The sequence below is a fragment of the Streptomyces sp. PA03-5A genome, assembly GCF_033792725.1.
In the GTDB taxonomy this organism is placed as follows: Bacteria; Actinomycetota; Actinomycetes; order Streptomycetales; family Streptomycetaceae; genus Actinacidiphila.
Genome location: NZ_JARAVL010000034.1, coordinates 1 through 24,391, shown reverse-complemented (window position 1 = coordinate 24,391; position 24,391 = coordinate 1). Strand labels below are relative to the sequence as shown.

The following is a 24,391-nucleotide window of genomic DNA, read 5'->3' as shown; positions in this document are numbered from 1 at the left end:
GCCAGGGCGGCTACCCGGCGAGGGACCTTTCAGACCCCGGCCGCGGCGTCAGCCGACCGCCTTCGCCATCCGGCGCACCGCCTCCGTGAGCACCTCGGGCGTCGTCGCGAGGTTCAGCCGTACGTGCCCGTCGCCGCCCGTGCCGAAGTCGGGCCCCGCGCTGAGGGCGACCCGCCCGCGGGCGAGGAAGGCGGCGGCCGGGTCGTCGTCCAGGCCCAGCTCCCGGCAGTCCAGCCAGGCCAGGTAGGTGCCCGGGGCCGGCCGGTAGCCGACCGACGGCAGGTGCTCGGCCAGCAGCCCCGCGAGCAACCGCCGGTTGTGCGCGAGGTCGTCCAGCACGGCGTCGAGCCATGGGCCGCCGTCGCGCAGCGCCGCCGTGTGGGCGATGACGCCCAGGTGGCTCGGTCCGTGACCGACCTCCTCCGGCATGCGCGCCAGGTCGTCCGCCGCGGCGGGCCCGGCCAGGGCGAGGGCCGCCTTCAGACCGGCCAGGTTCCACGCCTTCGAAGCGGACATCAGCGACAGGCCGCTCTCGCCGCCGGGCACGCTCAGGTAGGGCACGAACGCCGCCTCGGCGGTCACCAGCGGCGCGTGGATCTCGTCCACCACGACCCGCACCCCGTACGACCCGGCCAGCGCCGCCACCGCGGACAGCTCCTCGGCGGTGTGCACCGTGCCGGTCGGATTGTGCGGGCTGCACAGCAGGTAGGCGGCCCGGCCGCCGCCGGCCGTGGACCGGGCGAAGGTCTCCTCAAGCGCCGCGAGATCCAGCCGCAGGCCGGAGCCGAACGGGGTCTCCACCACGCGCCGGTCCATGTGCGTCACGAACTGGTAGAACGGCGGGTACACCGGGCAGTTGACGATCACCGGGTCCCCGGGGTCCGTGACGAGCTTCAGCATCTCGACGACACCCAGCATCACGTCGGGCACGATGGAGGCGCGCTCCACGGCCAGACCGTCCCAGCCCCACCGCTCACGGGCGAAGTCCGCCAGCGCCTCCGCGTACGCGGTGCCCGCCGGATACCCCGTGTCGCCGACCGCGATCGCCTCCGTGAGCGCGCGGGCCACGGGACCGGCCAGCGGCACGTCCATCTCCGCCACCCACAGGGGCAGCACGTCCTCCGGATGGGTGCGCCACTTCATGCTCGTCCGGCGCCGGAGCTGGTCGAGCGTGAGGCGGCGCAGCGGGTGGTCGTCAGTCGACGCGGTGTCCATGACACCAAACATAGGTGCCGGTCAGCCGCCGGGGCAGTGGGCGGCCGGTGGACGTGTTGCCGAACCGGCAAGAAGACTTGCCCGGCGAGTGCGCGGGACCGCATGGTCGGGGCAGGTCCACATCCACGGCACGGAGGAGACGACACCCATGACCGACGGCACCACCAGCGCGACCGGCGCCGCATCCGAGGCGGAGTTCTGGGACGCCCGGTACGCCGGGAGCGACCGCGTCTGGAGCGGCAAGGCCAACGACGTCCTGGTCCGCGAGGTCGGGCGCCTGAAGCCCGGTACCGCGCTCGACCTGGGCTGCGGCGAGGGCGCCGACGCGGTCTGGCTGGCCCGGCAGGGGTGGCGGGTCACCGCCGTCGACATCTCCCGCGTCGCCCTGGAGCGTGCCGCCGCCCACGCGACGGCGGAGGGCATCCCCGACGGCATCGTCGACTGGCAACGGCACGACCTGTCCGAGACGTTCCCCGGGGGAACCTACGACCTGGTCTCCGCGCAGTTCCTGCACTCGCCGAACGACATGCCGCGCGAGCGCATCCTGCGCGCCGCGGCGGCGGCCGTGGCACCCGGGGGCGTGCTGCTCGTCGTCGGGCACTCCGGGTTCCCGGCCTGGCAGACCGAGCCGCACCCTGAGGTGCACTTCCCGACGCCGGAAGAGGTGCTGCGGAGCCTGGAGCTTGCCGAGGAGGAGTGGGAGGTGCTGCTGACCGACGAGCACGAGCGCGTCCAGAACGACCCCGACGGACGGCCCACGACGCGTGTGGACAACACCCTGGAGATCCGCCGCCTGGAGCGGTGAAACGACGCGCGGCGGGCCGTGCCGACCACGGCCCGCCGGGGCACTGTGGGTGGGGGCGGAGTGACGGGACGTCAGCGGCGGGCGTCCTCACGTACCGCTGGAAGTGCTTGGAGTCGAGCCGCCGACCGCGGCCTTGGGCATGGCAGCTGAGGGCGATGTGGGTCAGTGCAGGGCGCCGGACGATGCATCAACTCGTTGTCCCGGTGGAGACCTTGTCGCCCGCCGGCCAGGTTCTCCATTCGGGCCCCGACGAAGCCGAGGGAGCCGTCAGCAGTCGATCGATCCAGGCCGGCAGCCGGTGCCACACCGGTGTCCTGTGCTGTTATGGCGATAGGGCTACCTCCGCCGTGTGGACGCCTTCTTGGCGGCCGTCTTCTTCGCGGCGGACTTCCTCGCAGGTGCTGCGGTCTTCTTCGCCCCCCGCTTGCCGGCCGGCGCCGCGGTCTTCTTGGCGGCGGACTTCTTCGCCGGCTGTGCCTTCTTGGCGGGGGCGGGGGTCCTCTTGGCGGGCGCCTTCTTGGCCGCGGTCTTGCGCGCCGGCGGCCTGGGGGCCTGCCGCTTGGCCGGGCGACGGCGCCGAGGGGCCTGCTCGTCCGCCTCCGGCTCTTCTTCCTCCTCTTCTTCCTCCTCGGGTTCCTCGTCCTCGAGTTCCTCTTCCTCTTCCTCTTCCTCGGGTTCTTCCTCGGGTTCTTCCTCTTCCTCCTCGTCCTCCGGTCCGTACTCCTCTTCCTCCTCGTCCGGTTCCTCGTCCTCGCGCTTCTCCTTCTTGCTGCCGATGCGGGCCGTACGGTCGTGCAAGGTCCCTGCGAGATCCGCGAGCTTCCGGTCCGCGACGGCGACGACCGCCTTGCGCCCGGCGTCCATCAGTTCTCCGCCCACCTGTTCCTTGAGCTGGGCGACCTGAGGCAGGTCCTTGAGCTTGTGAATACCCTCGGTCACCAACTGTTGCGGATCGAGTCCGGCGCGGCGACCGGCGAGAAAGGTCGCCATTCCGAGGGCGAGCCGCCCCTTCTTGGTGCGACCGAGAACGTAGCCGCCCGCTACCGCGGCAGCCAGAGCGAGCCTGGTCGAGTCCTTCATCACTTGTTCCCTTCGGGAGTTGCGCCCTGCGGGAGGCGACCCGTCGCCGCGCACCTTGTGAGGTGTATATGCTGAAATAGTACGTTTTGTTGTAGGGGTGGCGCCGCTCCAGAGCCGGAGATGTGGATGGCCGCAAGCGACAAGAGCGACCCCGGAAGGGGCCCGCGCTCCACCCGGAGCGAAGGCACGGCACGGCGTTCGAGCGCCGAGCGGTCCCGGCGGCCCCGCAAACGTTCGGCGGCCTGGGCCATGCGGTCCGCGTCCGAGCAACTCTCCGAACTCCTCGGTCGCAGGCCGGAATCCGTTTCCGCGGTGAAACCGACCGAAGACGGCTGGGAAGCGGACGTCGAGGTCCTGGAACTGGAGCGCGTGCCCCAGACGACCAGTGTGATGGCCACGTACCACGTGACGTTGGACGAGGAAGGAGACCTGGTGGCGTACGAGCGGACACGCCGTTACACGCGGGGGCAGATAGACCGACGCGCCTGACCCGACACAAGGCGCTGAAGGGAGGCGCCATGACCGTGGTGCCGCAGAGCGGGGGCGGCATGTCGAGGGGTGGTGGCGGGGGGAGCCTCTACGACGTCCTGGAACTGATCCTGGACCGGGGGCTCGTCATCGACGTCTTCGTCCGCGTGTCCCTGGTGGGCATCGAGATCCTCAAGATCGACGCCCGGATCGTCGTGGCGAGCGTCGACACATATCTCCGTTTCGCCGAAGCCTGCAACCGGCTTGACCTGGAATCCGGGCGAAAGCAGCCCACCCAGCTCACCGATCTCGTGGGTGAGATCACCGAGGGCGGGGCCAAGGGCAAGTCGAAGGGTGCCCTGTCCGGCGCCGTCGAGGCCGTGACCGACACCTTGAAGGGCGGGAGCGACGAGGACGAGGAGGAGGACGAGTACGAGGAAGAGCCCGAAGAGGAGGAAGCGGAGTACGAGGAGGAGCCCCGGCAGCCGCGGCGCAGGAGCACCGGGCGGGCTTCCCGGCGGGAGAGGGAATGAGCATGGCCGTCTACGTCTACTCCATCACCGCGAAGGACCACCCGTTGCGCCTGGACGGCCTCACGGCCGTCGGCGGATCGGGCCAGGAGTTGCGCACGGTGACGAATGCCGAGCTCTCCGCGGTCGTGAGCGAGGCCCCCGAGGACCTGCGTCCCCGGCGCAGGGACGTGCTCGCCCATCAGGAGGTGCAGGAACGGCTGATGGCCGACGGTGCCGTGCTGCCACTGCGCTTCGGCTTCACGGCACCCGACGAGGAGGCCGTGAAGGCCGCGCTGGAGGACCGTGCGGTGGAGTACCGGGAGCAGCTGAAGAACCTGCAGGGCTGCGCCGAGTACCACCTGAAGGTCTCGTGGGACGAGGACTCCCTGCTGCGCCGGATCCTGGAGGAGAACGACGAGGCGCGCCGGCTGAACGAGGAGATCCGCGGCGGAGCCGCGTCCCCCGACATCCCCCTGATGCTGGGCGAGCTGCTCGCCAACGAGGTGCAGGCCCGCCAGCAGGCCCTCGGGGCGGGCATCGTCGAGGCGCTGCGCCCCTTCGTCCGGGACGACGTGGCCTCCCCGCCGGGCGGACAGGACTTCCTCAGCGTCTCCTTCCTGGTGGACGACAGCAAGGAGGAGATGTTCCTGGCCACGCAGCTGAGCCTCGCCAACCAGGTGGGCGAGGAGTGCGACTTCCGGCTGCTCGGACCGCTGCCCCCGTACAGCTTCGTGTGAGAGGGAGTGGCCCCCATGGGACTGTTCACCCAGATCGTCACCCTCCCCCTGGCGCCGGTGCGCGGGGTGGGCTGGGTGGTCGAGCGCGTACTGGAGGCCGCGGAGCAGGAGTACTACGACCCCGAGCCCGTCGAACGCGAACTCGCCGCCCTGGAGAAGGAGCTCCTCGCCGGACGGATCGACGAGGAGACCTTCGAGGCCCGCGAGGAGGAACTGCTCGACCGGCTCGACGAGATCGCGGCCTTCCGGCGCGGTGAGCCCGCGCCCTGAGACGAGGTGACGCAGTGACGGATTCCCCGGCGGGCCGGCTCGGCTCGTACCCCACGAGGGCCGCTCCCCAGCAGTACGCCCAAGGGCAGGGGTCCTCGGCCAACCTGGCGGACATCCTCGAGCGGGTCCTGGACAAGGGCATCGTCATCGCCGGCGACATCCAGATCAACCTGCTCGACATCGAACTGCTCACCATCAAGCTGCGACTGCTGGTGGCCTCCGTCGACAAGGCCAAGGAGATGGGCATCGACTGGTGGGAGCACGATCCGTCGCTGTCCTCCCGGGCCCACGGGGAGAGTTCGCTCGCGCAGGAGAACCGCAGGCTGCGCGAGGAGATCGAAGCACTGAAGGAAGGGCGGGAGCTGACGGACACGCCGCGGGGCAGCGTGGCCTCCCGCCACCGCACGCGGTCCTCCTCGGCGACGCACCGCCGCGGCGGCGATCCCGGGACGGACGATGGATGACCGGGTCAGCTACGCGTACGCCGTGCTGCGCGGCGGCGGCGTTCCGGAGGGCGCCCTGGCCGCGCTGACGGGCGTCGCCGGGGCGCCGGTGGGGCTCGTGACGTCGGGTCCGCTGGCCGCGGCCGTCAGCCCGGTGCCCGCCGCGGACTTCCGGGAGGACGCCCTCCGCCGCCACCTGGAGGACCTGGACTGGCTGGAGACCGTCGCCCGCGCCCACCACACCGTCATCGAGGCGCTCTCGGCGCACACCACCGTGCTGCCCCTGCGGCTGGCCACGGTCTACCTGGACGACGCACGCGTCCTGGCCGTGCTGCGGGACGACGACGCGGCGTTCACGCAGGTCCTGGAGCGGCTCGCAGGACACCTCGAATGGGGGGTCAAGATCTACGTGGAGGCCCCGGCGGCTGCGTCCGCGGGCCCCGCCGGAGCCGGCGCCGGCGAGGACCTCAGCCCTGGCCGCGCCTACCTGCGTGCCCGCCGCGCCCAGCGGCACTCCCGCGACGAGGCCTACCGCGCGGCGGAGGAGGCCGCCGCACGCGTCGAGACGATCGGCCGCGAACTGGCCACCGGGCACGCCCGGCACCGCGTGCAGCAGGGGCAACTCGCCGCCGGCGCGGGGGAGAACGTCCTCAACGACGCCTTCCTCCTCGCGGACGAGCAGGCCGAGGCCTTCCGCGCCCGCGTCCTTGCCGCCGGCGAAGGACTGCCCGGGGTGCGCGTCGACGTCACCGGCCCCTGGGCCCCGTACTCGTTCGCCGCCCTCCCCGACGCGGACGTGGCGGACGTGCCGCCGTGACCGCCGCCGACCGGACCCCCGAACGGACCCCCGACCCCCTGGCGGAGCGTCAGGTGGCCCTCGTCGACCTGCTCGACCGCCTCCTGAGCGGCGGCGTCGTCCTCACCGGCGACGTGGTGCTCTCCATCGCCGACATCGACCTCGTCCGCATCTCCCTGCGCGCCCTGATCGTCTCCGTCAGCGAGCGCACCCCCTCCCCGTGGGGCCCGGGGCCCGGCCCATGACACCCCCGGCGCTCCCCGGCGACGCCCACCCCCCGGACCGCCTCGGCGAGGTCGCCGACGCAGCCGCCCGCGCCTTCCGCCTGCTCCCCGCCGTCCCGCGCGACACCCCGTCCCCCCGCCCCGCGCGCCGCATCAGCACCGACCCCGACACGGTCGAACGCGACCTGATGAAACTCGTCCTGACCCTCGTCGAACTCCTCCGCCAGCTCATGGAACGCCAGGCCCTCCACCGCGTCGACGCGGGCGACCTCACCGAGGAGGAGGAGGAACGCCTCGGCGCCACGTTGATGATCCTCCACGACCGCATGGAAGGCCTGTGCGTGCAGTACGGCCTGTCCATGTCCGACCTCAACCTCGACCTCGGGCCCCTGGGCACGCTCCTCCCGCCCGACTGAGCCGCGGCCCCGGAGCCGCAAGGCCTCAGGGCGTGGGGATGCCGCCCGGGCGGGAGGGGCGGCCGAAGCGGACGGGGACGCCGGGAGAGTACAGGACGCTGACCGGGGGGCCCACGGGGGCGGGCAGGCCCGCGGCCGTGATCAGGCTCTCGTCGCACTCGAGCAGTTCGGCGCGGTGGAGCGGCCAGCGGGGGTGGGAGTTCGGCAGGTACAGCTGCCGCTCGAAGAAGGTGTTGTGCAGTCCCCAGCGCGCGGTGAGGAAGTGCTCGAGCTCGGTGGGTTCCGCGACGGGCTCGCCGACGCGCACGCTGATCCGCGAGTGCGCCCCGCGCGGGCCCGGCCAACGGCGCGTGCTGGTGTACGTGAGGGTGTCGCCGTCGCGGCGGATCGCCATCCGCGACCACAGGTACGGCAGGCGGAACGCGGCGCGCGCGACCGCCACCGGTATCAGCCGGGACGCGTCGAGCGACCGGAAGACGACACCGCGCCGCCCGTGGGCGTCCACGGAGTACAGCCGGACGTTCGTCTCGGGGAAGGTGCCCAGGTAGGGGACGCCCGGGAGACGGAACCAGCCGACGCGGTGCATGCGGAAGGCGACGAGGCCGGCGTAGGTGGCGCCGTCGAGCGTGTCGGGGACGGTGCCGGCCGGCAGGAGCGGCGCGATATCGGCGGGGTCGGCCGCCCAGTGGAGGAAGGCCAGGTCGAGCCACGACTGGGTGAGCAGCGGGCCGGCGGCGACGTCGGGCGGGTCCGCGGTGATCGGTTCGGGCGTGGTCTGCGGGGGCGGCACGCGACCAGCATCGCAGACGTGCCACGGGCCTCCGGCAGGCGCTGCGCAACCGCTGTGACACGTGGGGTTCAGGAGGTCACAGCCGGGTACACCATGTGAGCGGGTGCCGGGGCCCCGCATCCGTTGGGGACGGACAGGGGGTTCTTCCCCATACCGGTGACGCTGCGGAGCAGCCCTTCGGCGTGGGGAGTGATGGACATGACGCACTGGTACGCCACCTCGTCATCGGCCGGCCGCACCGACGTGTACGTGTGCGAGCTCGAGCACCGCGCCGTGGCCGTCGCCGTCGCGCGACGCACCGCCCGCACCGTGCTGACCGGCTGGTCGGTGCCGGAGGAGGCCGTCCACGACGCCGTCCTCGTCGTTTCGGAACTGGTGACCAACGCCGTGGAGCACGCGCTGCCACCGGTCGCCCTGCGCCTGCGCCGCGGCGAGGTCGACGGCACGGCGATCATCCGCGTCGAGGTCACCGACGGCGGGCCCGCGCCGCGGCACGGCACCTGGGCCGCCGGCCGCGGCCCCGGCGAGCACGGCCGTGGAGCCGCCATCGTCGACAGCCTCGGCATCGGTTCCGGCGTCGGTACCCGCAGCCGTGGCAGCGGGCGCTGGGCGGATCTGCTGGCCGCCTGAGCCCCCGGAAAGTGCCCGTGGATCTTCCGCCCATACCTCCGGACGTCGGATGATGGATTCCCGTACGAGAATTTTGTCCGGAAGAAAACGAAAAGCCCGTATGTTGAGATCGCGCAGAGGGAGGGCTTGTCGTGGTCGCACCCGGCCCGGGTGCGGGAAGGGAGGCACCCGCATGGAGCTCGGGTCCCGTCTCTCGGCGATGCAGGATCCCATCGGATCGGGTTGCAGGGTCTTCCTCGCCGTGATGATCGCGATCATCACGGCGGTGCCGGTCGCCGACCACTTCCTCCCGGAGGACATCCACCTCGCCCACGTGCTGGTCATCCCCGTCGCGCTGGCCTCCGCCTTCGCCGGAGCCGTGTACGGGGCCCTGACGGGACTCGCGGCGGTGCTCGCCCTCGTCGCCGCGGGCGCCGAGCGGCACACGCTCCTCACCGAGAACGTCCTCGTCCAGCTCGGTTCCCTGGTGCTGCTCTCCTTGCTGCTCGTCCTCATCAGCGCCCTGCGCGAGCGCCGCAGACATGAGCTCGCGGAGCTGCGCGCGGTGTCGCAGGCGACCCAGGGCGTGCTGCTGCGCCCGCTGCCGCGCCAAGCCGGGCCGGTGTCCATCGCCACGGCGTACCGCAGCGCCGGCGACGGTGAGCGCATCGGCGGCGACCTGTACGCCGTCGCCCGCACGGCCCGGGCCACCCGCCTGCTCATAGGCGACGTGCGTGGCAAGGGACTGGGTTCCATCGGCGACACCGAGACCGTCCTCGGGGCGTTCCGCGCCTCGGCGCACCGGCAGGCGCCCTTGGCGGAGCTGATGGAGTCGCTGGAGGGCAGCGTCCGCTGGGAGCTGACCCAGGCGTGGGACGGGCCGGGCGAAACCGACGTCGGGGAGCGCTTCGTCACCGCCGCCGTCGTCGAGATCCCCGACGACGAGCCGTACGTGCACGTGGTCAGCTGCGGGCACCTGCCGCCGATCCTCCTCCACGACGGCACGGTCACCACCCTCGACGTCCCCGAACCGGCGCCGCCGCTGGGACTCGGCGGACTGACCGGGAGCAGCTACGCTCCCACCACCTTCACCTTCGCCCCCGGCGACCGGCTGCTGCTCTACACCGACGGCGTGACCGAGGCCCGGAACGGCGACGGGGAGTTCTACCCGCTCATCAGCCGGGTCGCGGAGTGGGGCGACCGCGGCCCCGACCAGCTCGTACGGGAGATGACCGACGACCTGCTGGCCCACACCTCCGCCCCGCTGCAGGACGACATGGCCGTGGTCGCGATCGTGCGCGACGCCCTGGGAGGACCGCCACCAAATGCACGGACCCCCGCTGGAGCCGACACGGCAGCGGACGCCGATGAGCCAGGCGTTCGACCTGCTGGCCGCGGACTATGACGACGACCATCACGACGCCGTCGCCGCGGCCCTGATCGAGCTGGCGGACCCCACGCCGGTGGACCGGAGGGTCGCCGACGTGGCCTGCGGCACCGGGGCGGTGGCCCTGACGCTCGCCCGCTCCCGTTCGTCCGCCGACCCCGCGGTGCTGGCCGTGGACGTCTCCGCGGCCATGATCGCCGCGGGCCGGGCGCGCGCCGAGCGCCTGGCGGCCCCCGGGGCGATCGACTGGCGGGTCGCGGACGCCGTGCCGCTGCCCTGCGCCGACCGAGCGCTCGACCTGGTCCTGTGCGCGTCGTCCCTGCACTTCCTCGGTGGGCGGGCCCTCGCCGACTGGCGGCGCGTCCTGCGGCCTGGTGGCCGTGTCGGGTACAGCCTCCCCCTCGCGTCCGGCTTCCGGGCCTCCGGCCCCTTCGCGTCGCTCGTCGCACGCGACCTGCCGCTCCCCGTGACGGCACGCGACGCCGCGGACCTGGCGGCCGCCTCGGGCCTGCACGCCCCGGTCGCCCGCGTCGTCCGGATCGGCGACCGCTCGGTCGCGCTGACCGTCGCCCGCACCCCCGGCGCGGCGCCCTGACCGTCCGCCCCCGACGCCGGCGGCGCGTGAGGGGCGGTGGTCCGGGAGACGGGACCGGACCACCGCCCGGTGTGCGGGGCGCGCCTCAGTTGGGGGAGGACGAGCCCGTTGCCAGGGGGTCGGCGGACGCGTCGAACGTCGCCGTCGGGGCGGCGAGACCGAGCGCGGTCGGGGCGTCGGGCAGCCCGGCGCCGACGCGGAGCGGTTCGGTGACGGGCAGCGGCCGGCTGGCACCGCGGAGCAGCGCCATCAGCTGGTCCGTGCGCGCGGCGCCGCGGGGGTGCGGCGTCGCCCGCAGCTGCTCGTGGTGGGCGAGCAGCAACGCGGCCAGCCCGGTGAGATGGGCCGCCGCGATGGCGGTGCCCTCGGCGACCGTGTAGGTGGCGCCGAGCGCCGTGGTGACGATCGCGGTTCCGGGTGCGGTGAGGTCGACGCCGGGCCCGGTGGGCGTGAAGGGCGCCGGGTACGGACCGGGCCACGGAGGCTGGGTGGCGGCCGCCGGGCTGTCCGGCGGGTACGTGCCGGTGTGCGCGAGCGCGCCCGCGGCCAGCACGGTGGGCAGGGCGGCGAGCGGGCTGAGCGCACCGGAGGTGTCGCCCGCCGGGGCGATGACGGCGATGCCCGCCGCGTGCGCGTCCATCAGCTTCCACGCCGCCAGCTGCGAGGGCTGGTCGTAGGTGACGTTGATCTGCGCGACGTCGATGTCGTGGGAGATGCAGTGATCCACCGCGCGCAGCAGGTCGGCGACGCGGCCGCCGGGGAACAGCTTGAGGGCGTGCACCGTGGCGTCCGCCGCGATGCCGGTGACCCCGGTGCGGTTGTCGGCGGCGGCCACGATCCCGGCGCAGCGGGTGCCGTGCCCGGTCGCGTCCGTCCGCCAGCCCGCGTCGTCGGCGGCGGGGGTGAAGTCGGCGCCGGAGCGGACGGTGTCCTTCAGGTCCGGGTGCGCGGTGTCGACGCCGGAGTCCAGCAGGGCCACCGACACGCCGTGGCCGCGGTAGGTCGGGGGGATCTCGTGCAGGCGCATCGCCTGCCAGCCCCAGCCGGTGAGCGGCCGGTCCGGGAAGCCCTCGAAGGTCTCCGCCAGGGAGCGGACCACCACCTCCACCTCGGCGCCGGACAGGGTGTCGTCGTCCGGGAAGGGGCGGCCGGTGCGCACCGGCCAGTGGTCGCCCGCCGGTCGCACGTACAGGGACCGGAGGGTTGCCGGGGTGTCGGCCGGCAGGACGAGCTCGGCCCGGCCGTCGGCGCCGGTGACGGCGTACGCCGTCGTGCCGGTGCCCGTCGCCCACACCTGCGCGTCGGGCACGCCCTGACCGCGACTCGTCACGCGCACCGTGATCCGCGGCGGCTCCTGGAGGGTGACCTCCATCGCCGGGTCCACGGCCGCGGCGGCCGGCCGCGTCGCGGGGGCCGGCGTGTAGGCCAGCGGCTGGTCGGCCTCGACCACCACCTGGGGGTTGGCGGCCAGCGCGCGGGCGCGCTCGTGGGGCATCGTCACCACGGCCACCGGGGGGCACACCGGGTGGGGTTCGGCGATCGCCTCCAGGCCGCGGGAGCGGGAGGGGTGCACCTGGGCGACCACCTCCACCTCCGGATCCTCCTCGAGCAGCGTGAACAGCGCCGAGGCCTCGACGGGCGGCACGCCCGCGGTCAGCCAGGGGACCGGCCGGGGTGCCACCAGGTACCGGCCCCAGGCCGCGCGGCCCGGGTGCCCGGCGTGCGTCCCCGCCATCCCCATGTAGTGCCCGGGGCCCTGTTTCGTGTCGCCCGGTGCCGCGACCGGTCCGTTCGCCCCGCCGGCTTCCGATCCGGCACCGGGCTTGCGGCCGCCCTTGGCGCCGCCGTGCCCCTTCGCCATGTCGCCGTTGCCCTGCTGCTCACTCATCACGCTTCCGCCTTCACCGATCACCTTGCGTTGGACCACACCGCGCCGCTGCCGCGGCCGGACGGCCCGGTCGGCCGGGGCAGCCGCAAGGGCCGCCCCGGCCGACCGGGAGACCGCTCAGATGCCGAGCGGCATCTGACCGACGTGCTGCCCGTACGGCGACTGCCCGTACGGGGACTGGCCGTTCTGGAACTGGCTGTTCTGGAACTGACCGTTCTGGAACTGGCCCGGGAACTGGCCGTACTGGCTGAACTGGCCGAACTGCTGGCCGAACTGCTGGCCGTACTGGCCGAACGGCGACTGGCCCTGGGCGATCTGGCTCAGCGCGCTGTGCACGACCGGCGCGATGCGGCGGGCGCACTCGGTGAGCACGCTGCTCCAGGCGTGCGGGGGGATCTGGCCCTGCGCCTGGATGCCCATCATGATCTGCGGGTCGATGCGCACCTGCTCGACCACGGCGTTGACCGCGGTGGCCGCACAGCGCAGCGACAGCTCGGTCACCAGCAGCGGCAGCTGCTGCTGGCCCTGCCCGATGCCGGGCTGGCCGAAGTGCTGCTGCCCGTAGCCCTGCAGACCCATGAACGGCTGGCCGATGCCCTGCTGTCCGTAGCCCTGCTGGCCTGCCCACGGCTGCGACTGCTGCTGACCGGACTGCTGCCAGTGCGGCTGCTGCAGCTGCTGACCGTACTGCTGGGGGGTGTAGACCGACATCAAGCTCCTCCTTGAGCTGTGACGGAAAGGGATGAGACGGCGGCTCCGTGGAGGGGGCTCCCAGAACCGGTCCGCCGCCATGCGCAGCAAATCACCACCGGACAAAAAGCGCTTCTCGTGACATACCGCCACCAGAGGGTGCGTGGCAGCCGAGCTGCAGCGACCTCTTCGTGGCCGCCTCACCCGGACGGCCCACGCCGGGGGCGCGCCGCGGCGGGAAGACCATCCCCATGGGCATGATCGAGGTCGGCGGGGTCGCGCTCCACTACGAGCGCCGCGGCCAGGGGCCGCCCCTCCTGTGCGTCTCCGGGGCGGGCGGCGACGCGGGTGTGTGGACCAGGACGGCCGAGGCGCTCGCGGACGAGTTCACCGTCGTCTCCTACGACCGCAGGGGGAACGCGCGCAGCCCGCGTCCGCCGCGATGGACCTCGACGTCCATCGACGAGCAGGCCGACGACGCCGCCGGGCTGCTCCGCGGCCTCGGCTTCGGTCCGGCGGCCGTCCTGGGGTCCGGGAGCGGGGCGGTGATCCTGCTCAACCTCGCGCTGCGCCACCCGGAGACGGTGCGGGCAGCCATCGTCCACGAGCCCCCGCTCCTGTCGGTGAGCGCGGATCCCGGCGCGGTGCGCGCCCGGTTCGACCGTGCCTTCGAACGGGGCATGGCGGCGGACGGGCCGAGGGGCGCGCCGGAGGAACTGGTGCGCTGGCCGAGTGGCTGGCGGGAAGGCTGGGAACCGAGCTGGTCGGCATCCCCGGCGCGCACGCCCCCTACCTCACACACCCGGTCGAACTCGCGCACTTCCTGCGGCCGTTGCTGCACGACGTGGCCGGGTGAGCACGCGTACGCGGTGGGGTGCGCGTCGCAACGAGGCGGCGGGCGGGGGAGGATGGGGCGGGACAGCACCACCGACACCGAGGAGGAGCCCGTGCCATTGGAGGGCGAGTACGAACCGAGCCCGCAGACGTGGGCGCGCGAGCAGGTCGAGCGGTACGAGAGCTCCGGGGGCACCGAGGGGACCACGATGCGGGACCTGCCCGTGGTCATCCTGACGACCCGCGGCGCGAAGAGCGGGAAGATCCGCAAGACCCCCCTGATGCGGGTGGAGCACGGCGGGCAGTACGCCGTGGTCGCCTCGCTGGGCGGCGCCCCCAAGAACCCGGTCTGGTACCACAACGTGGTCGCCGACCCCCGGGTCGAGCTCCAGGACGGCCCCCGGCGCCAGGACATGACGGCGCGTGAGGTGTCCGGCGAGGAGAAGGCGCTGTGGTGGGACCGGGCCGTCGAGGCTTTCCCCGACTACGCGGACTACCAGAAGAAGACCGACCGCGAGATCCCGGTCTTCGTCCTGGAACCGGCGGCCCGTCCCCACTGAGCGCGGCGCGGGGGTGATGCGCACCGGGCCGCGCCCGGTGCGCATGAACGGCGTCATCGCGGACAGGCGCGCGGTGCGGGTGCCGGGCCACGTTTCCCCCGTCGCGGTCCGGCACCCGCGGGTCGTCAGGGCGCCGGCGTCCGCAACTCGACGTCGTCGGGCCCGAGCGGCCGGCCGTCGGCGTCGCGCATCCCCAGCGGGGCCACCGGGCGACCGGTCGCCCGGTCCACGAGGGTGGTCCGCTCCTCCCCGGGTTCGAAGAGGTTGGCCTCGCCCCACTGACGCAGGGCGAGCAGCACCAGCCGCAGACCCTTGCCCTCCTCGGTGAGTTCGTACTCCCGGTACGGACTCCCGTCCGAGGCGGGCACCGTGCGCAGCACCCCGTGCTCCACGAGCTTGGTGAGGCGGCTGCTCAGGATGTTCTTGGCGCAGCCCAGGCTGCGGTGGAAGTCGTTGAACCGGCGCACCCCGTTGAGCGCGTCCCTGACGATCAGCAGCGACCACCAGTCGCCGACGATGCCCAGGGTCCGCGCGACCGGGCACGGTCCGTCACTGAAGTCCTTCTTCTGCATCGCCCTCTCCCGGTTGCGACTTTAAACCGAGAGGTCGGGCGGAGCAAACACCGCACCGGGGGCGGGGGCTACTCGGGCCGTGCCGGGACGTAGAAGCCGGTCGTGGCGGTGACCGCGGCGGCCACGGTGTCCTCGGGGGCCCCCGAGGCGGCGTACGCCGTGCCCCAGGCCCGGCTGCTGCGGGTCATGAAGTCCCGGGCCTCGTCGGAGAACTGCCATTCCTCCGCCTTCTCCGGCCCGATGCCGCCGCCGGCCAGGTACAGCCCGAGCCCCAGCAGCCCCAGGTCCCAGCCGACGCCGACCGCACCGGGCCCGAACCGGTCCCACATGCCGGGCGGCACCACGGCCGTGTGCTCCAGTTCCAGGACCGTACGCTCCGCGTCCTCCGCGGTCAGCCGCACCTCCACCTCGCTGAACCCGGGCGCCCCGCCCATGACCCAGCTGACCCGGAGCAGTTCCGGCGGCTCGCACCGCAGGATCTCCCCGCCGGCGTTGCCCTGCAGCTGGTACCGGCCGCCGAGCCGCAGATCGCCGGTGACCGGCAGGAACCAGCGCCCGATGCGCTCCGCGGTGGTGCAGGCGTCCCACACGTCCTCGACCGGGGCGTCGTACGTACGGCGCAGCAGCACCGTGCGCGCCTCCTCGCCGGAGACCTCCCGGCTGCCGGTCGCGCGGTGGATGGCGTTGATCTCGTCGACGATGTTCATGCGGTGTCTTCCCGTTCCTTCCCGGGGTCTCGGGCCTGTCCCGTTCCCGGTCGCTGCTGTTCCTGTGCCGGGCGGCGCTCCCGGCGCCCCCGGGCGAGCTCGGTGCCGAGCGCGTCCAGCCGCTGCTCCCAGAAACCGCGGAAGCGTTCCAGCCACGCGTCGACCTCGCGCAGCGGCGCGGCCTGGACGGCGTAGAGCCTCCGGGTCCCCTCCGCGCGCACGGCGGCGAAGCCGTTCTCCCGCAGGACCCTCAGGTGCTGGGACACGGCGGGCTGTGAGATGCCGAACTCCCCGCTGATGACCTCGGTGATCGCACCGGACGGCTGTTCCCCGGAGGCGAGGAGCTCCAGGATGCGGCGCCGCACCGGATCCCCGAGTACGTCGAATGCATGCACATCCGTCACTATGGCAGCAGCTGCTTATATAAGCAAGAACTTAGATTGGCCACCGGTATCGACGCTTGTGAGGGAAATCTCCGTTTCCTCCCCCGGGTCCCTGAGCAGCCACGACGCACCCTGCGCGGGACTCACCCCATGAGAGGAGGGACATGCCGGGCATAGGGGTGGCTTCAGGGACGTTCCCTGACGCGGGCAACAGTGCCCACGACGTAGGACTGGAAGGGTCCGCCCACCACGGGCCGCGTTTCCGAAGGAGTGATGACCATGCGCCGCATCCGCGTCCAGCGACCGAAGAAGCCGGCGCCGTCGCGCCCTCCGATCGACCTGCGGACACCGTCCGGGAAGCCCCTCCCGTACTGACACCCACCCCCGACGCACACCGTGCACGTCCAGAAGGGTCGCCCGAGATGAGCGACACGTCCTACCGGCCGGGGAGCACCGTCCCGGCCTTCCGCCCGGTCTTCGCCTACGTGGTGAGGCGGCTGCGCTACCTCGCCGAGGGCTTCCGCCGCGTGGCCCTGGCGGGGTGACGGGGCCGGCGGACAGCGCCGCGCCCCGGGTGCCCGGGGGCGCGGCGGGCCGCTGCGGGGTCCCCCGGACGGCCCACGCGGAGCGCTGTTGCGCGTCGGCGCCGACCGGGTGACCCTTGACGTGATTCGGGTGCACCGGGACGCGAGGTGGCCATGGTCGAGCCAGCGGTGACGATCCGGCAGGACGGCGACGGTTACGTGGTCACCTGTCCGGGAACCGACGCGGTCGGGCGCGGGCCGACGGAGACCCAGGCGTGGACCGACTTCTGGGCCGCCCTGCACGCCGACTGGAAACCCCCGCAGGAACTCAGGGCGGGTCCCGGCGAGGACCACGTCCGAGGCCTGCGGGTCCTGCGGCTCTTCCGCTGACGCCGGTCAGCGCGCCCGGCCGGACCACACCGGCTCGACGCGCGCCCACTCCCGCTCCCACGTCCTCAGCCGCCCGCGCAGCACGAGGGCGCCCACGGCGTGGTGCACGCCCCAGGCCACGGCCGACCACAGCAGGAAGCACATGATGCCCAGCACCAGGCCCGCGCCCCGCGCTCCGGCCGTACTGCGGGGTTCCGGCGCCGGCGAGCCCCGGTCGTCCACCCAGATCCGTACCGGCTCGCCCGCCTCGACGGGCCGCCCCACCGGGACCCGTCCGGTGTGCGAACGGCCGTGCGGGTACTCCCAGCCGGCGCTCACCGGCGGTAACGACCGCATGCCGTGCTCATGGAAGACCGGCCCCGTCGAGGACAGCGCGGTGCCCTCCACGAGGTGCCGGTGGCCCCGTTCGGCCAGGGCCTGCGCGCGCTCCGCCCGGTGCACGGCGAACCCCGCGCACGCCGAGACGAGTACGGCGAGCACCATCAGCGCGGAGGCGGCCAGCCGCGGAAGGGTGTGCGCGCACGGGCGGCACCGGGACGGCAGCACGGCAGGACAGGCGCAGAGCAACATGGGACCCCCCTCGGACGAGGCGCGCGGCCCGGTCTCGACCGGACTGCCGACATGCTGCACCCGCGGGGCCGCCGCCCGCCGGGAATTCGCCCCCCTGGCTGCCTACTAGTCGGCGACCGCAGGCGACGCAGCCCGCGGACCGGGGACCCGGTGCGCACGGCCCGCCGCGGGTGCCGGCCGGGACAGGACCACCACGCCCCGCCCCGCCGCCACCGCCCCCGCCAGGGCCACCGCCAGGCCCACCGAGCCGCCCCGGAAACCCTCACCGAGCAGCAGGACGCCGACGCACCCCGCGACCAGGGGGTTCGCCAGCGTGACCGCAGCCAGCACGACGCCCAGCCCACCCCGGTACGCCTCCTGCGACCACAGCATCCCCGCGATCGCCAGGACACCGGTGCAGCCGGCCGCCACCAGGAGCATCGGGTCGGCGAAGGCAGCTCCGAGCCCGCTCGCGGCCAGGTGCACCGCCAAACCCTGGGTCAGGCACGAGGCGATTCCGAACGCCGCGCCCGCCGCCGTCGCGAAGCGCAGCGCGCGCACCACGGAACGGTCGGCCCCCCACGGCACCCGGGTCAGGGCCAGAGACGCCGCCGCCGTGATCGCGGCCAGCAGGACCAACTCGGCACCACCCAGTACCCGTTCCGTACCGGGCGGCGCCGTGGACAGCACAAGGGCCACCAGCCCCAGGACGGTCAGCCCGGCCCCGCCCCACTCGCGGGGCCGCACGCGGCGCCGGCCGAGGGCCGCGTGCAGCGGCAGCGCCAGTACGAGGGTCAGCGCGCCCAGTGCCTGGACCACGGTCAGCGACCCGTACCGCAGGGCGACCGCGTGCAGCCCCGCCCCGGCGGCCTGGAGCACCAGCGCCAGCGTCCACAGGCCGCCCGTCGGCTTCCGCCCGGCAGCGGCCGTACGTTCCTGGGCGACCGCCGCCGTCGCGTAGCAGACCGCCGACAGCAGGGCCGCCGCCAGGGACAGCACGCCGGGGTTCATGCGAGCACCCTCCGAACGGGCATGGGGCTCCTCCTGGTGTGCGGGGGTGGTGGCGCGGGCCCCCAGCACATCGTGTGCGCCGCCGCCGGGGCATCAGGGTCCACCCCGAGCCGCCCCCGAACCCTTGTCGGGGGCGTCAGGCGCAGACCGTGCCCGCGGGCGGCAACTGGCCCCGCGTCAGGTAGCCGTCGACGGCGTCGTCGACGCAGCCGACCGACCTGAGGTAGGCGGTGTGGCCGTCGCCGTCGTAGGTGAGGAGCCGGCCCGAGGAGAGCAGGCGGGCCAGGGTCCGTGCTTCGGGGTAGGGGGTCGCCGGGTCGCGGGTGGTGCCGACGACCAGGATCGGTGCGGCGCCGGATGCGGTGAGGGCACCGGCCGGCTGGTCCGCGGGGACCGGCCAGTGGGCGCAGGTCGACAACTGGTCCGCGAAGTACGCGCCGAAGCGGGGCGAGGCGCGGACGAACGCGGGGAACGCCGCGCGTGCTTGCGCGGGCGTGGCCCGTGGTCCCAGGGTGCCGCTGAGGCAGCTGATCGCGACGTACGCGTCACCGCTGAAACCGGAGTCGCCGAAGGCCCCGCCGAGTTCCTGCACGGTGGTGGTGCCCCCGGAGCGCACCTCGCCGAGCGCGACGCGCAGCTTCTCCCACGCGGGCGCCATGAGCGCCGTGGTGACCGCGCTGATGAGGGCGTCGCCGTCGACCACGACGTCCTTGCCCTGCCGCAACGGGCTCCGGTCGAGGGTCTCGACCAGGGCGTCCAGGGTGCGGCCCGCCCCGTCGGCGGAGTGACCCACGGGGCAGGCCGGGCGGGCGGCGCAGTCGGCGGCGAAGGAGTCCCAGGCGATCTGGTAGCCCCGGGCCTGGCCCAGGAGGCTGTGGACGCCGTCGAGCGTGGGGTCGACGGCGCCGTCCAGCACCATGCGGCCCACGTGGGACGGGAAGAGGCCGGCGTAGCTCGCACCGAGGTAGGAGCCGTAGGAGAAGCCGAGGTAGTGCAGCCGCTCGTCGTCGAGCAGGGCGCGCACGAGTTCCATGTCCCGGGCCGAGTCGAGCGTGCCGACGTGCGGCAGCAGACGCCCCGCGCCGCGCTCGCACGCGGCGGCGGTGTCGCGTGCCGCCTCGTCGGCCGCGGCGAAGTCCGGCGCGTCGGCGCCGGGCAGGCCCCACACCCCCAGGCGGGTGCCGGCCGTGCCGGTACCGCAGTGCACCGGGGTGCTGTCGCCGACCCCGCGCGGGTCGACCGCGACCAGGTCGTAGGCGGCCCGTACGGCCGGTGAGAAGGTTCCGGCGTAGGACCAGAGCGAGGTGATCGCGGGTTCGCCGGGGCCGCCGGGGTTGAACAGCAGCGACCCGATGCGCTGGGCGGCGGTCCCGGTGGACCGCTTGCGGGTGGCGGACAGACGGATGTCGCCCGCCGACGGACGCGTGTAGTCCAGCGGGGCCCGCAAGGTGGCGCACTCGAACGACGGCTCGTCCGCGCAGGGTTTCCAGTCGAGCTTCTGCCGGTAGTAGCCGGCCAGTGCGGGAGGAACGGTCGCCGCGGCGGCGCCCGGCGGCCCCGCGGGGCCTTGCCCCGCGCTCCGCCCCGGCGGACCGGCCGTGCAGGCGGTCACCAGGAGTGCGCAGGCCCAGAGCGCGACGAGCGCCGCGTGGTGGAGCCCGCGCCGGGGTCCGGGGGATATGGGGCCGGTCGTCCGGGCTGCCTTCATCGCCACGTCTCTCCTTCACCTTCCGGTGCGTGATCAGTGCACCACGCAGCGTGTCCGGGGGAGCGTTCGCGTACGCCGGTGGAGTGAACCGCGGCGGGCGGGCCCGGGCCGTGACGGGGGCGGGAACGTACGGCCGGCCGGCGGCGGACAGCAGCCCGCCCCGGGCCCGTGTGCGGGGCCCGGGGCGGAGTGCCGTGCTGTCGTGCGCGGGGGTTGCGGGGCGGTCAGGCCTCGCCGCCCTGCGTGCGACGCCGGCGCAGGAGGAACACGCCGCCCGCCGCCGCGGCGGCGAGGAGGGAGGCGCCGGTGAGGCTCTCGGCGGTGTTCATGCCGGTCGAACCGCCGAAGCCGGTGTCGGGCGCGCCGCCGTTGTTGTCGTTGTCGTTGTCATTGCCGTAGTCGTTGTCGTTGTCACGGTCGTGGCCGTGGTGACGCTTCTTGTAGCACTTGCGGTCGTGGTCGCGGCCCCGGTCGCCGTAGCCGCCGCGGTCACCGTAGCCACCCCGGTCGCCGTAACCGCCGCGGCCGTTGTCGTCGCCGCCGCGGTCGTCACCCCGGCCGCCCCGGCCGTGCCCACCCCACGAGCACTTGTCGCGGTCGTGGCCGCGGCCGTAGTTGCCGTAGTCGTCCTCGTAGTCGTCCCCGTACTCGTCGTCGTTGCCGTTGCCGTTGCCGTTGCCGTTGTCGTAGTCGTTGTTGTTGTTATTGGTGTTGTTGTTCGTGTTCGTGTTGGTGCCGTTGTTGTCCGTGGTGGTTCCGCCGTCGCGGTCACCCTCCGTGCTGGTCGTAGCCGGAACGGTGAGGGTGCCGACGCTGCCCTGGTCGGACTTCGGGCCGATCATGCAGCTGACGGTGATGGTGTACGTGTTGGCCGGCGCGTCCTCGGGGATCGTGAACGTGCCGGTCAGGGGGCCGCCCGGGGTCGCCGCGCTGAGGGACAGGGCGTTGCGCAGCAGGCCGGACGGGAAGGCGTTGGCGTTCACCATCGCGCCGGGCGCCTGGCAAACCTCCGAACTGGCGGTGACGGTGACGGAGCGTCCGTTCTGGGCGACGTTGACGTCGACCACGGCGAAGGCCTGCGAATTCGGAAGGATGACGGCCGCAGCGGTCATCGTCGCCATGGCCAGGATGCGAGCACCACGCATGGAGCTGAACCTCCTTGTGGACGGGGCAGGCGGGATGTGGCCCCCGGCACGACTGCCAGCGCGTCCTCGAGACCTATATGGCGATCATCCGCAGCCGCTCCGCACCCTGAGACCGGCGGAGGGGTAGGGCCGAATGGGGTGGGGCCGCGCCGCCGCCCGGGAAGTTTCTGCAGGTCAGGGGTGGTGTGGTGGCCCGAATAAGAAAAATGTGAAGAGATGTCCAACTGGGTGACGGAGTATCAGCTAATCTTGCGTCAGCAGGGCAGCGAAGCTTCGGGACATCCGAGGCTGCTCAAGCTGATGGTCCGTCAGCGTTCTTTGTCGTGCCCTGACATGGCTGTGGGGCGAGGCCCGATCGAGTTCGGACGGTGCGTCAGACCCCGTGTGCGGGCGTGGGATTGGGCCGCCCGTGATCAGAACCGGATGCGGGCCGCGACAGGCAGGTGGTCACTCCCGGTCGCGGGCAGGGTCCGTACGTCCGAGACCGTCGCGGACCGCGCCAGGACCTGGTCGATCCTGGCCAGCGGGAACCGCCTCGGCCAGCTGAACGCCAGCCCCGACTCCGGAGCGTCCAGCTGCGAGGTGAGCGGGGCGAGCCCGCGGTCCTCGACGGTGCCGTTGAGGTCGCCGAGCAGGACCACCCGGTCCAGCCGCTCGGCCGTGATCTCGGCGCCGAGGAGGGCCGCGCTCTCGTCCCGCCTGCCGGAGCCGAACCCGGACGGGCCGAGGCGGAGCGAGGGCAGGTGGGCCACGTACACGGCGACGTCCCCCCGCGGCATCCGGGCGGTCGCCCGCAGGCCCCGGTCCCAGTCCTCGCCGAGGTCCGCGGGCCGGATGTCGATCCTGCGCCCGTCCACCAGGGGGTACCGCGACCACAGCCCGACCGTGCCGAAGCGCACGTGATGGGGGTACGCCGCGTCCAGGACGGCGCCGAAGTCCGGCAGCAGGGACGGCGTCAGCTCCTGGAGGGCGATCAAGTCCGGTTCTGCCGAGATCAGTTGCTCGGCGGTACCCGCCGGATCCGCGTTCTCGTCACTGACGTTGTGCTGCACCGCGACGAGGTCGTACCCGGCCCCGCCGCGCGGGCCCAGTGGATCACCGAAGACCGCGAGCCAGGCCGCCAGCGGTACCAGGAGCGTGCACAGGGCGACTCCCGAGCGCAGCAACAGGGCCGCGCACAGCAGCAACGGGACGCCCAGCCCCAGCCACGGCAGGAACGTCTCCAGCAGGCTCCCCCACCGGCCGGGGCCGTTCGGCACCGAGGCGTGGCACACGAGCAGCAGCGCCAGCAGGAGGGGAAGCGCCACCAGGAGCCCGTCCCACCGCCGCGGGCCGCGCCATCCGCGGGCGTCCCCTGCCGCGTCCATCCGCCCGTGATCGGCCCGCCCGTGAACCGTCCGCCTCAGTGATCGCACGCAGCAACCACGCCGGGCCGCGTGATCCGGTTCCCGTGGTACCCCGTGACGGGCCGGCACGCCCCCGCTACGCCGTCTCCCTCTCGTCCTCCACGACCCGGAACTCCGCCGGCCCCAGCGTGAGCACGCCGTCGCTCAGCGGCGTGCACCGCACCCCGCCCTTGCCGCGCAGCGCGCGCTGGGCCCCCGGACCGATGACGGCGTCCATCCAGGCGCAGGGCCGGGCGGGGCGCCGCACCGCGAACAGGACGGGCCCCGCGCCGGTGTCCAGGGACACGGTCGTGCCCACGTACGCGTCGATGTCGACGCCTCGGAGCAGCACGTTGCGGCGGGTGTGCCGCAGGTCGGTCTCCGGAGCGATGTCCAGCGGCAGGCTCTCCGCCGCCATGAGCGTGACGGCGGCGTTCCGATGGGCCGGCCGCGCGTAGTAGCGGTCGCCCACGAGCCCGAGCCCGCTCCGCACCTCGGCGCTCCGCACGAGCTCGCCGTCCGGCGCCGCCGACGGCCCCTCCGACGGCCGCCCCGTGTACCGGTGCGCGGGCGACACCAGCAATTGCACGACTTCGACCTGCTGAGACATGCGGCCAGCCTAATTCGCCGCCCGCCGTGCCCGGTGCGGGCGTCTCAGGGCTTTCCGAGGCGACGCCGGTCCCACTCCGTCCGGGACATCGCGATGGGGCGGGGGAGCGGCGCGCCGTCGACGTACAGGTCCACGTGCTCGTTGTAGAACGCGACCATCCCCGCGACGGGGGCGCACGCCGCCGTGGGGAAGTCGTACGCCCAGGCGATGTCCTTGTGGGTGGCGACGTCCCCGTCGAACGACCAGTAGCCGCTCGTCGTGCCCTTGTACGGGCAGTGCGTGACCGTGTCGGAGGGACGCAGCCGGGTCCAGTCGACGTGCACGCGCTCGACGTAGTAGCGGGTCGGCAGGCCGGTCTCGAACAGGGTCACCGCATGCGGCGCGTCGGCGAGGACGGTGCCGTCGACCTCCACACGCACGCTGCTGGAGGAGCGCAGGGCGTCCACGCGGGTGTAGGGGCTGCGCGGGTGGACGAAGACCTGCTCGTCCTCCTCGTACCAGGCGTCGAGTGCCTCCCAGCGGAAGCGCGCGGTCCCCAGCAGCCGGTCCGGTGAGCCCTCGTCCCAGACCCAGGCCGCGCCCTCGCGGACCTCGGAGCCGACGCGCAGCGAGTGGCGGCGTGCCGGGCCGGGGCCCAGCCGGCCGGCCCGGCCGTCGTCGGTGAGCACCCCCTCGGTCAGGTCCTCGACCGGGATGCTGTACTGCGGATAGCCGGGCCACTCCCACACGTACACGGCACGCCGGGTGTCGAGGACGGTACGGCCCCCGACCAGTGCCCGGATGCGACGTGGGACGGGTTCGACGTGGCCGACCGGGACGATCAGACCCGGATGGTTCACGTTCTCGTCCGCCATCGGTGATCACCTCGGTCCGTTCACGGATTCCGTACGCCCAGCTTCTCCGGCGGCCGCGTGATCGGCCACCCCGGCGGTGCCCGGGGCACGCCGCCGTCTCAGCCGAACACCACCGACCACGGCCGCGGCGGCCCGTCCGGCGCCGCAGCCGGGCCTGCGCTGCGCTCCTCGGCCACCGCACCGTGCCGCGCCAGCACGCGCGCGGCGAGCGCCGCGAAGCGCGGGGCCGCGGGG

At 73.5% G+C, this 24,391-nt stretch carries 30 protein-coding genes and 1 pseudogene; 16 read left to right on the top strand and 15 right to left on the bottom strand.

What is annotated here, in order from left to right; genetic code table 11:
• Nucleotides 1-48 precede the first annotated feature (48 nt).
• Nucleotides 49-1,215 carry a MalY/PatB family protein gene (locus PV410_RS33665; RefSeq protein WP_500329593.1) on the bottom strand — a complete coding sequence of 389 codons (1,167 nt, stop codon included), beginning with the start codon at nt 1,213-1,215 and terminating at the stop codon, nt 49-51.
• Nucleotides 1,216-1,363: 148 nt separating this feature from the next.
• Between PV410_RS33665 and PV410_RS33660 the strand changes: the two genes are divergently transcribed.
• Nucleotides 1,364-2,020 carry a class I SAM-dependent methyltransferase gene (locus tag PV410_RS33660; protein ID WP_500329591.1) on the top strand — a complete coding sequence of 219 codons (657 nt, stop codon included), beginning with the start codon at nt 1,364-1,366 and terminating at the stop codon, nt 2,018-2,020.
• Between the two features lie 336 nt (nt 2,021-2,356).
• Here PV410_RS33660 and PV410_RS33655 read toward each other — a convergent pair whose 3' ends face one another.
• On the bottom strand, nt 2,357-3,100 hold the full coding sequence (locus tag PV410_RS33655; RefSeq protein WP_500329589.1) for a histone protein: 744 nt from the start codon (nt 3,098-3,100) through the stop codon (nt 2,357-2,359).
• Nucleotides 3,101-3,226: 126 nt separating this feature from the next.
• Here PV410_RS33655 and PV410_RS33650 point away from each other — a divergent pair, with 126 nt between their 5' ends.
• From PV410_RS33650 to PV410_RS33615, 8 genes are read left to right on the top strand one after another with little or no spacing between them, the layout of a single operon-like run.
• Nucleotides 3,227-3,589: a gas vesicle protein GvpO gene (locus PV410_RS33650; RefSeq protein WP_500329588.1), complete on the top strand. Its 363-nt coding sequence runs from the start codon at nt 3,227-3,229 to the stop codon at nt 3,587-3,589.
• A 29-nt stretch (nt 3,590-3,618) separates the two neighbouring features.
• On the top strand, nt 3,619-4,101 hold the full coding sequence (locus tag PV410_RS33645) for a gas vesicle structural protein GvpA (RefSeq protein WP_500329586.1): 483 nt from the start codon (nt 3,619-3,621) through the stop codon (nt 4,099-4,101).
• Between the two features lie 2 nt (nt 4,102-4,103).
• A complete protein-coding gene (locus PV410_RS33640; protein WP_500329731.1) occupies nt 4,104-4,817 on the top strand; it encodes a GvpL/GvpF family gas vesicle protein in 714 nt (237 codons plus the stop codon).
• A gap of 15 nt (nt 4,818-4,832) precedes the next feature.
• Nucleotides 4,833-5,087 (top strand): gas vesicle protein GvpG, encoded by a 255-nt coding sequence (locus PV410_RS33635; protein WP_018559348.1) that lies wholly within the window; start codon nt 4,833-4,835, stop codon nt 5,085-5,087.
• Nucleotides 5,088-5,101: 14 nt separating this feature from the next.
• Nucleotides 5,102-5,551 (top strand): gas vesicle protein, encoded by a 450-nt coding sequence (locus tag PV410_RS33630; protein ID WP_500329584.1) that lies wholly within the window; start codon nt 5,102-5,104, stop codon nt 5,549-5,551.
• Complete coding sequence (locus PV410_RS33625) at nt 5,544-6,347, top strand: GvpL/GvpF family gas vesicle protein (protein ID WP_500329582.1); 804 nt, start codon at nt 5,544-5,546, stop codon at nt 6,345-6,347. Before PV410_RS33630 ends, PV410_RS33625 begins: the two co-directional genes overlap by 8 nt.
• Nucleotides 6,344-6,571, top strand: a complete 228-nt coding sequence (locus PV410_RS33620; protein ID WP_500329581.1) for a gas vesicle protein — start codon at nt 6,344-6,346, stop codon at nt 6,569-6,571. The genes PV410_RS33625 and PV410_RS33620 overlap by 4 nt, the downstream gene beginning before the upstream one ends.
• Complete coding sequence (locus PV410_RS33615; RefSeq protein WP_500329579.1) at nt 6,568-6,966, top strand: gas vesicle protein K; 399 nt, start codon at nt 6,568-6,570, stop codon at nt 6,964-6,966. Before PV410_RS33620 ends, PV410_RS33615 begins: the two co-directional genes overlap by 4 nt.
• A gap of 25 nt (nt 6,967-6,991) precedes the next feature.
• Here the strand turns inward: PV410_RS33615 and PV410_RS33610 are convergent, their stop codons facing one another.
• A complete protein-coding gene (locus PV410_RS33610; RefSeq protein ID WP_500329577.1) occupies nt 6,992-7,756 on the bottom strand; it encodes a YqjF family protein in 765 nt (254 codons plus the stop codon).
• 198 nt (nt 7,757-7,954) lie between these two features.
• Here PV410_RS33610 and PV410_RS33605 point away from each other — a divergent pair, with 198 nt between their 5' ends.
• The 3 genes from PV410_RS33605 (at nt 7,955) to PV410_RS33595 (ending at nt 10,347) form a co-directional block, all read left to right on the top strand.
• Nucleotides 7,955-8,386 carry an ATP-binding protein gene (locus PV410_RS33605; protein WP_500329576.1) on the top strand — a complete coding sequence of 144 codons (432 nt, stop codon included), beginning with the start codon at nt 7,955-7,957 and terminating at the stop codon, nt 8,384-8,386.
• A 172-nt stretch (nt 8,387-8,558) separates the two neighbouring features.
• The gene (locus tag PV410_RS33600; protein WP_500329574.1) at nt 8,559-9,770 is read left to right on the top strand and encodes a PP2C family protein-serine/threonine phosphatase; all 1,212 of its coding nucleotides are present in this window, start codon (nt 8,559-8,561) and stop codon (nt 9,768-9,770) included.
• Nucleotides 9,733-10,347 carry a class I SAM-dependent methyltransferase gene (locus PV410_RS33595; RefSeq protein WP_500329572.1) on the top strand — a complete coding sequence of 205 codons (615 nt, stop codon included), beginning with the start codon at nt 9,733-9,735 and terminating at the stop codon, nt 10,345-10,347. Before PV410_RS33600 ends, PV410_RS33595 begins: the two co-directional genes overlap by 38 nt.
• Nucleotides 10,348-10,432: 85 nt before the next feature.
• Here the strand turns inward: PV410_RS33595 and PV410_RS33590 are convergent, their stop codons facing one another.
• Entirely contained in the window at nt 10,433-12,235 is a 1,803-nt protein-coding gene (locus PV410_RS33590) for a S8 family serine peptidase (protein ID WP_500329570.1), read from the bottom strand.
• A gap of 117 nt (nt 12,236-12,352) precedes the next feature.
• Nucleotides 12,353-12,946 (bottom strand): hypothetical protein, encoded by a 594-nt coding sequence (locus PV410_RS33585; protein ID WP_500329568.1) that lies wholly within the window; start codon nt 12,944-12,946, stop codon nt 12,353-12,355.
• A 230-nt stretch (nt 12,947-13,176) separates the two neighbouring features.
• Here PV410_RS33585 and PV410_RS33580 point away from each other — a divergent pair.
• Together PV410_RS33580 and PV410_RS33575 are read left to right on the top strand one after the other, a co-directional pair.
• Nucleotides 13,177-13,710, top strand: a pseudogene (locus tag PV410_RS33580) (alpha/beta fold hydrolase); the annotation flags it as partial.
• Nucleotides 13,711-13,872: 162 nt separating this feature from the next.
• Nucleotides 13,873-14,319 (top strand): nitroreductase family deazaflavin-dependent oxidoreductase, encoded by a 447-nt coding sequence (locus tag PV410_RS33575; RefSeq protein WP_500329730.1) that lies wholly within the window; start codon nt 13,873-13,875, stop codon nt 14,317-14,319.
• 125 nt (nt 14,320-14,444) lie between these two features.
• Here the strand turns inward: PV410_RS33575 and PV410_RS33570 are convergent, their stop codons facing one another.
• The 3 genes from PV410_RS33570 to PV410_RS33560 form a co-directional block, all read right to left on the bottom strand.
• Nucleotides 14,445-14,891 carry a winged helix-turn-helix transcriptional regulator gene (locus tag PV410_RS33570; protein ID WP_500329566.1) on the bottom strand — a complete coding sequence of 149 codons (447 nt, stop codon included), beginning with the start codon at nt 14,889-14,891 and terminating at the stop codon, nt 14,445-14,447.
• A 68-nt stretch (nt 14,892-14,959) separates the two neighbouring features.
• The gene (locus PV410_RS33565; RefSeq protein ID WP_500329565.1) at nt 14,960-15,598 is read right to left on the bottom strand and encodes an SRPBCC family protein; all 639 of its coding nucleotides are present in this window, start codon (nt 15,596-15,598) and stop codon (nt 14,960-14,962) included.
• Nucleotides 15,595-16,002 carry an ArsR/SmtB family transcription factor gene (locus PV410_RS33560; RefSeq protein ID WP_500329564.1) on the bottom strand — a complete coding sequence of 136 codons (408 nt, stop codon included), beginning with the start codon at nt 16,000-16,002 and terminating at the stop codon, nt 15,595-15,597. Before PV410_RS33560 ends, PV410_RS33565 begins: the two co-directional genes overlap by 4 nt.
• Nucleotides 16,003-16,403: 401 nt before the next feature.
• Here PV410_RS33560 and PV410_RS33555 point away from each other — a divergent pair, with 401 nt between their 5' ends.
• Nucleotides 16,404-16,526 carry a hypothetical protein gene (locus PV410_RS33555; protein WP_500329562.1) on the top strand — a complete coding sequence of 41 codons (123 nt, stop codon included), beginning with the start codon at nt 16,404-16,406 and terminating at the stop codon, nt 16,524-16,526.
• A gap of 153 nt (nt 16,527-16,679) precedes the next feature.
• Nucleotides 16,680-16,895, top strand: coding sequence for a hypothetical protein (locus PV410_RS33550; RefSeq protein ID WP_500329561.1), 216 nt, complete (start codon nt 16,680-16,682; stop codon nt 16,893-16,895).
• 6 nt (nt 16,896-16,901) lie between these two features.
• On the opposite strand, the gene PV410_RS33545 is transcribed toward PV410_RS33550, so the two are convergent.
• The 7 genes from PV410_RS33545 to PV410_RS33515 form a co-directional block, all read right to left on the bottom strand.
• Nucleotides 16,902-17,465, bottom strand: a complete 564-nt coding sequence (locus PV410_RS33545; protein WP_500329559.1) for an Rv1733c family protein — start codon at nt 17,463-17,465, stop codon at nt 16,902-16,904.
• Between the two features lie 105 nt (nt 17,466-17,570).
• The gene (locus tag PV410_RS33540) at nt 17,571-18,455 is read right to left on the bottom strand and encodes a DMT family transporter (protein ID WP_500329558.1); all 885 of its coding nucleotides are present in this window, start codon (nt 18,453-18,455) and stop codon (nt 17,571-17,573) included.
• Between the two features lie 136 nt (nt 18,456-18,591).
• Nucleotides 18,592-20,163 carry an alpha/beta hydrolase gene (locus tag PV410_RS33535; protein ID WP_500329557.1) on the bottom strand — a complete coding sequence of 524 codons (1,572 nt, stop codon included), beginning with the start codon at nt 20,161-20,163 and terminating at the stop codon, nt 18,592-18,594.
• Between the two features lie 224 nt (nt 20,164-20,387).
• Nucleotides 20,388-21,308 (bottom strand): hypothetical protein, encoded by a 921-nt coding sequence (locus PV410_RS33530; RefSeq protein ID WP_500329555.1) that lies wholly within the window; start codon nt 21,306-21,308, stop codon nt 20,388-20,390.
• A 413-nt stretch (nt 21,309-21,721) separates the two neighbouring features.
• Nucleotides 21,722-22,675 (bottom strand): endonuclease/exonuclease/phosphatase family protein, encoded by a 954-nt coding sequence (locus tag PV410_RS33525; RefSeq protein ID WP_500329553.1) that lies wholly within the window; start codon nt 22,673-22,675, stop codon nt 21,722-21,724.
• 115 nt (nt 22,676-22,790) lie between these two features.
• On the bottom strand, nt 22,791-23,303 hold the full coding sequence (locus tag PV410_RS33520; protein ID WP_500329551.1) for a molybdenum cofactor biosysynthesis protein: 513 nt from the start codon (nt 23,301-23,303) through the stop codon (nt 22,791-22,793).
• Nucleotides 23,304-23,347: 44 nt separating this feature from the next.
• Complete coding sequence (locus tag PV410_RS33515; protein WP_500329550.1) at nt 23,348-24,157, bottom strand: DUF427 domain-containing protein; 810 nt, start codon at nt 24,155-24,157, stop codon at nt 23,348-23,350.
• Nucleotides 24,158-24,391: the final 234 nt, after the last annotated feature.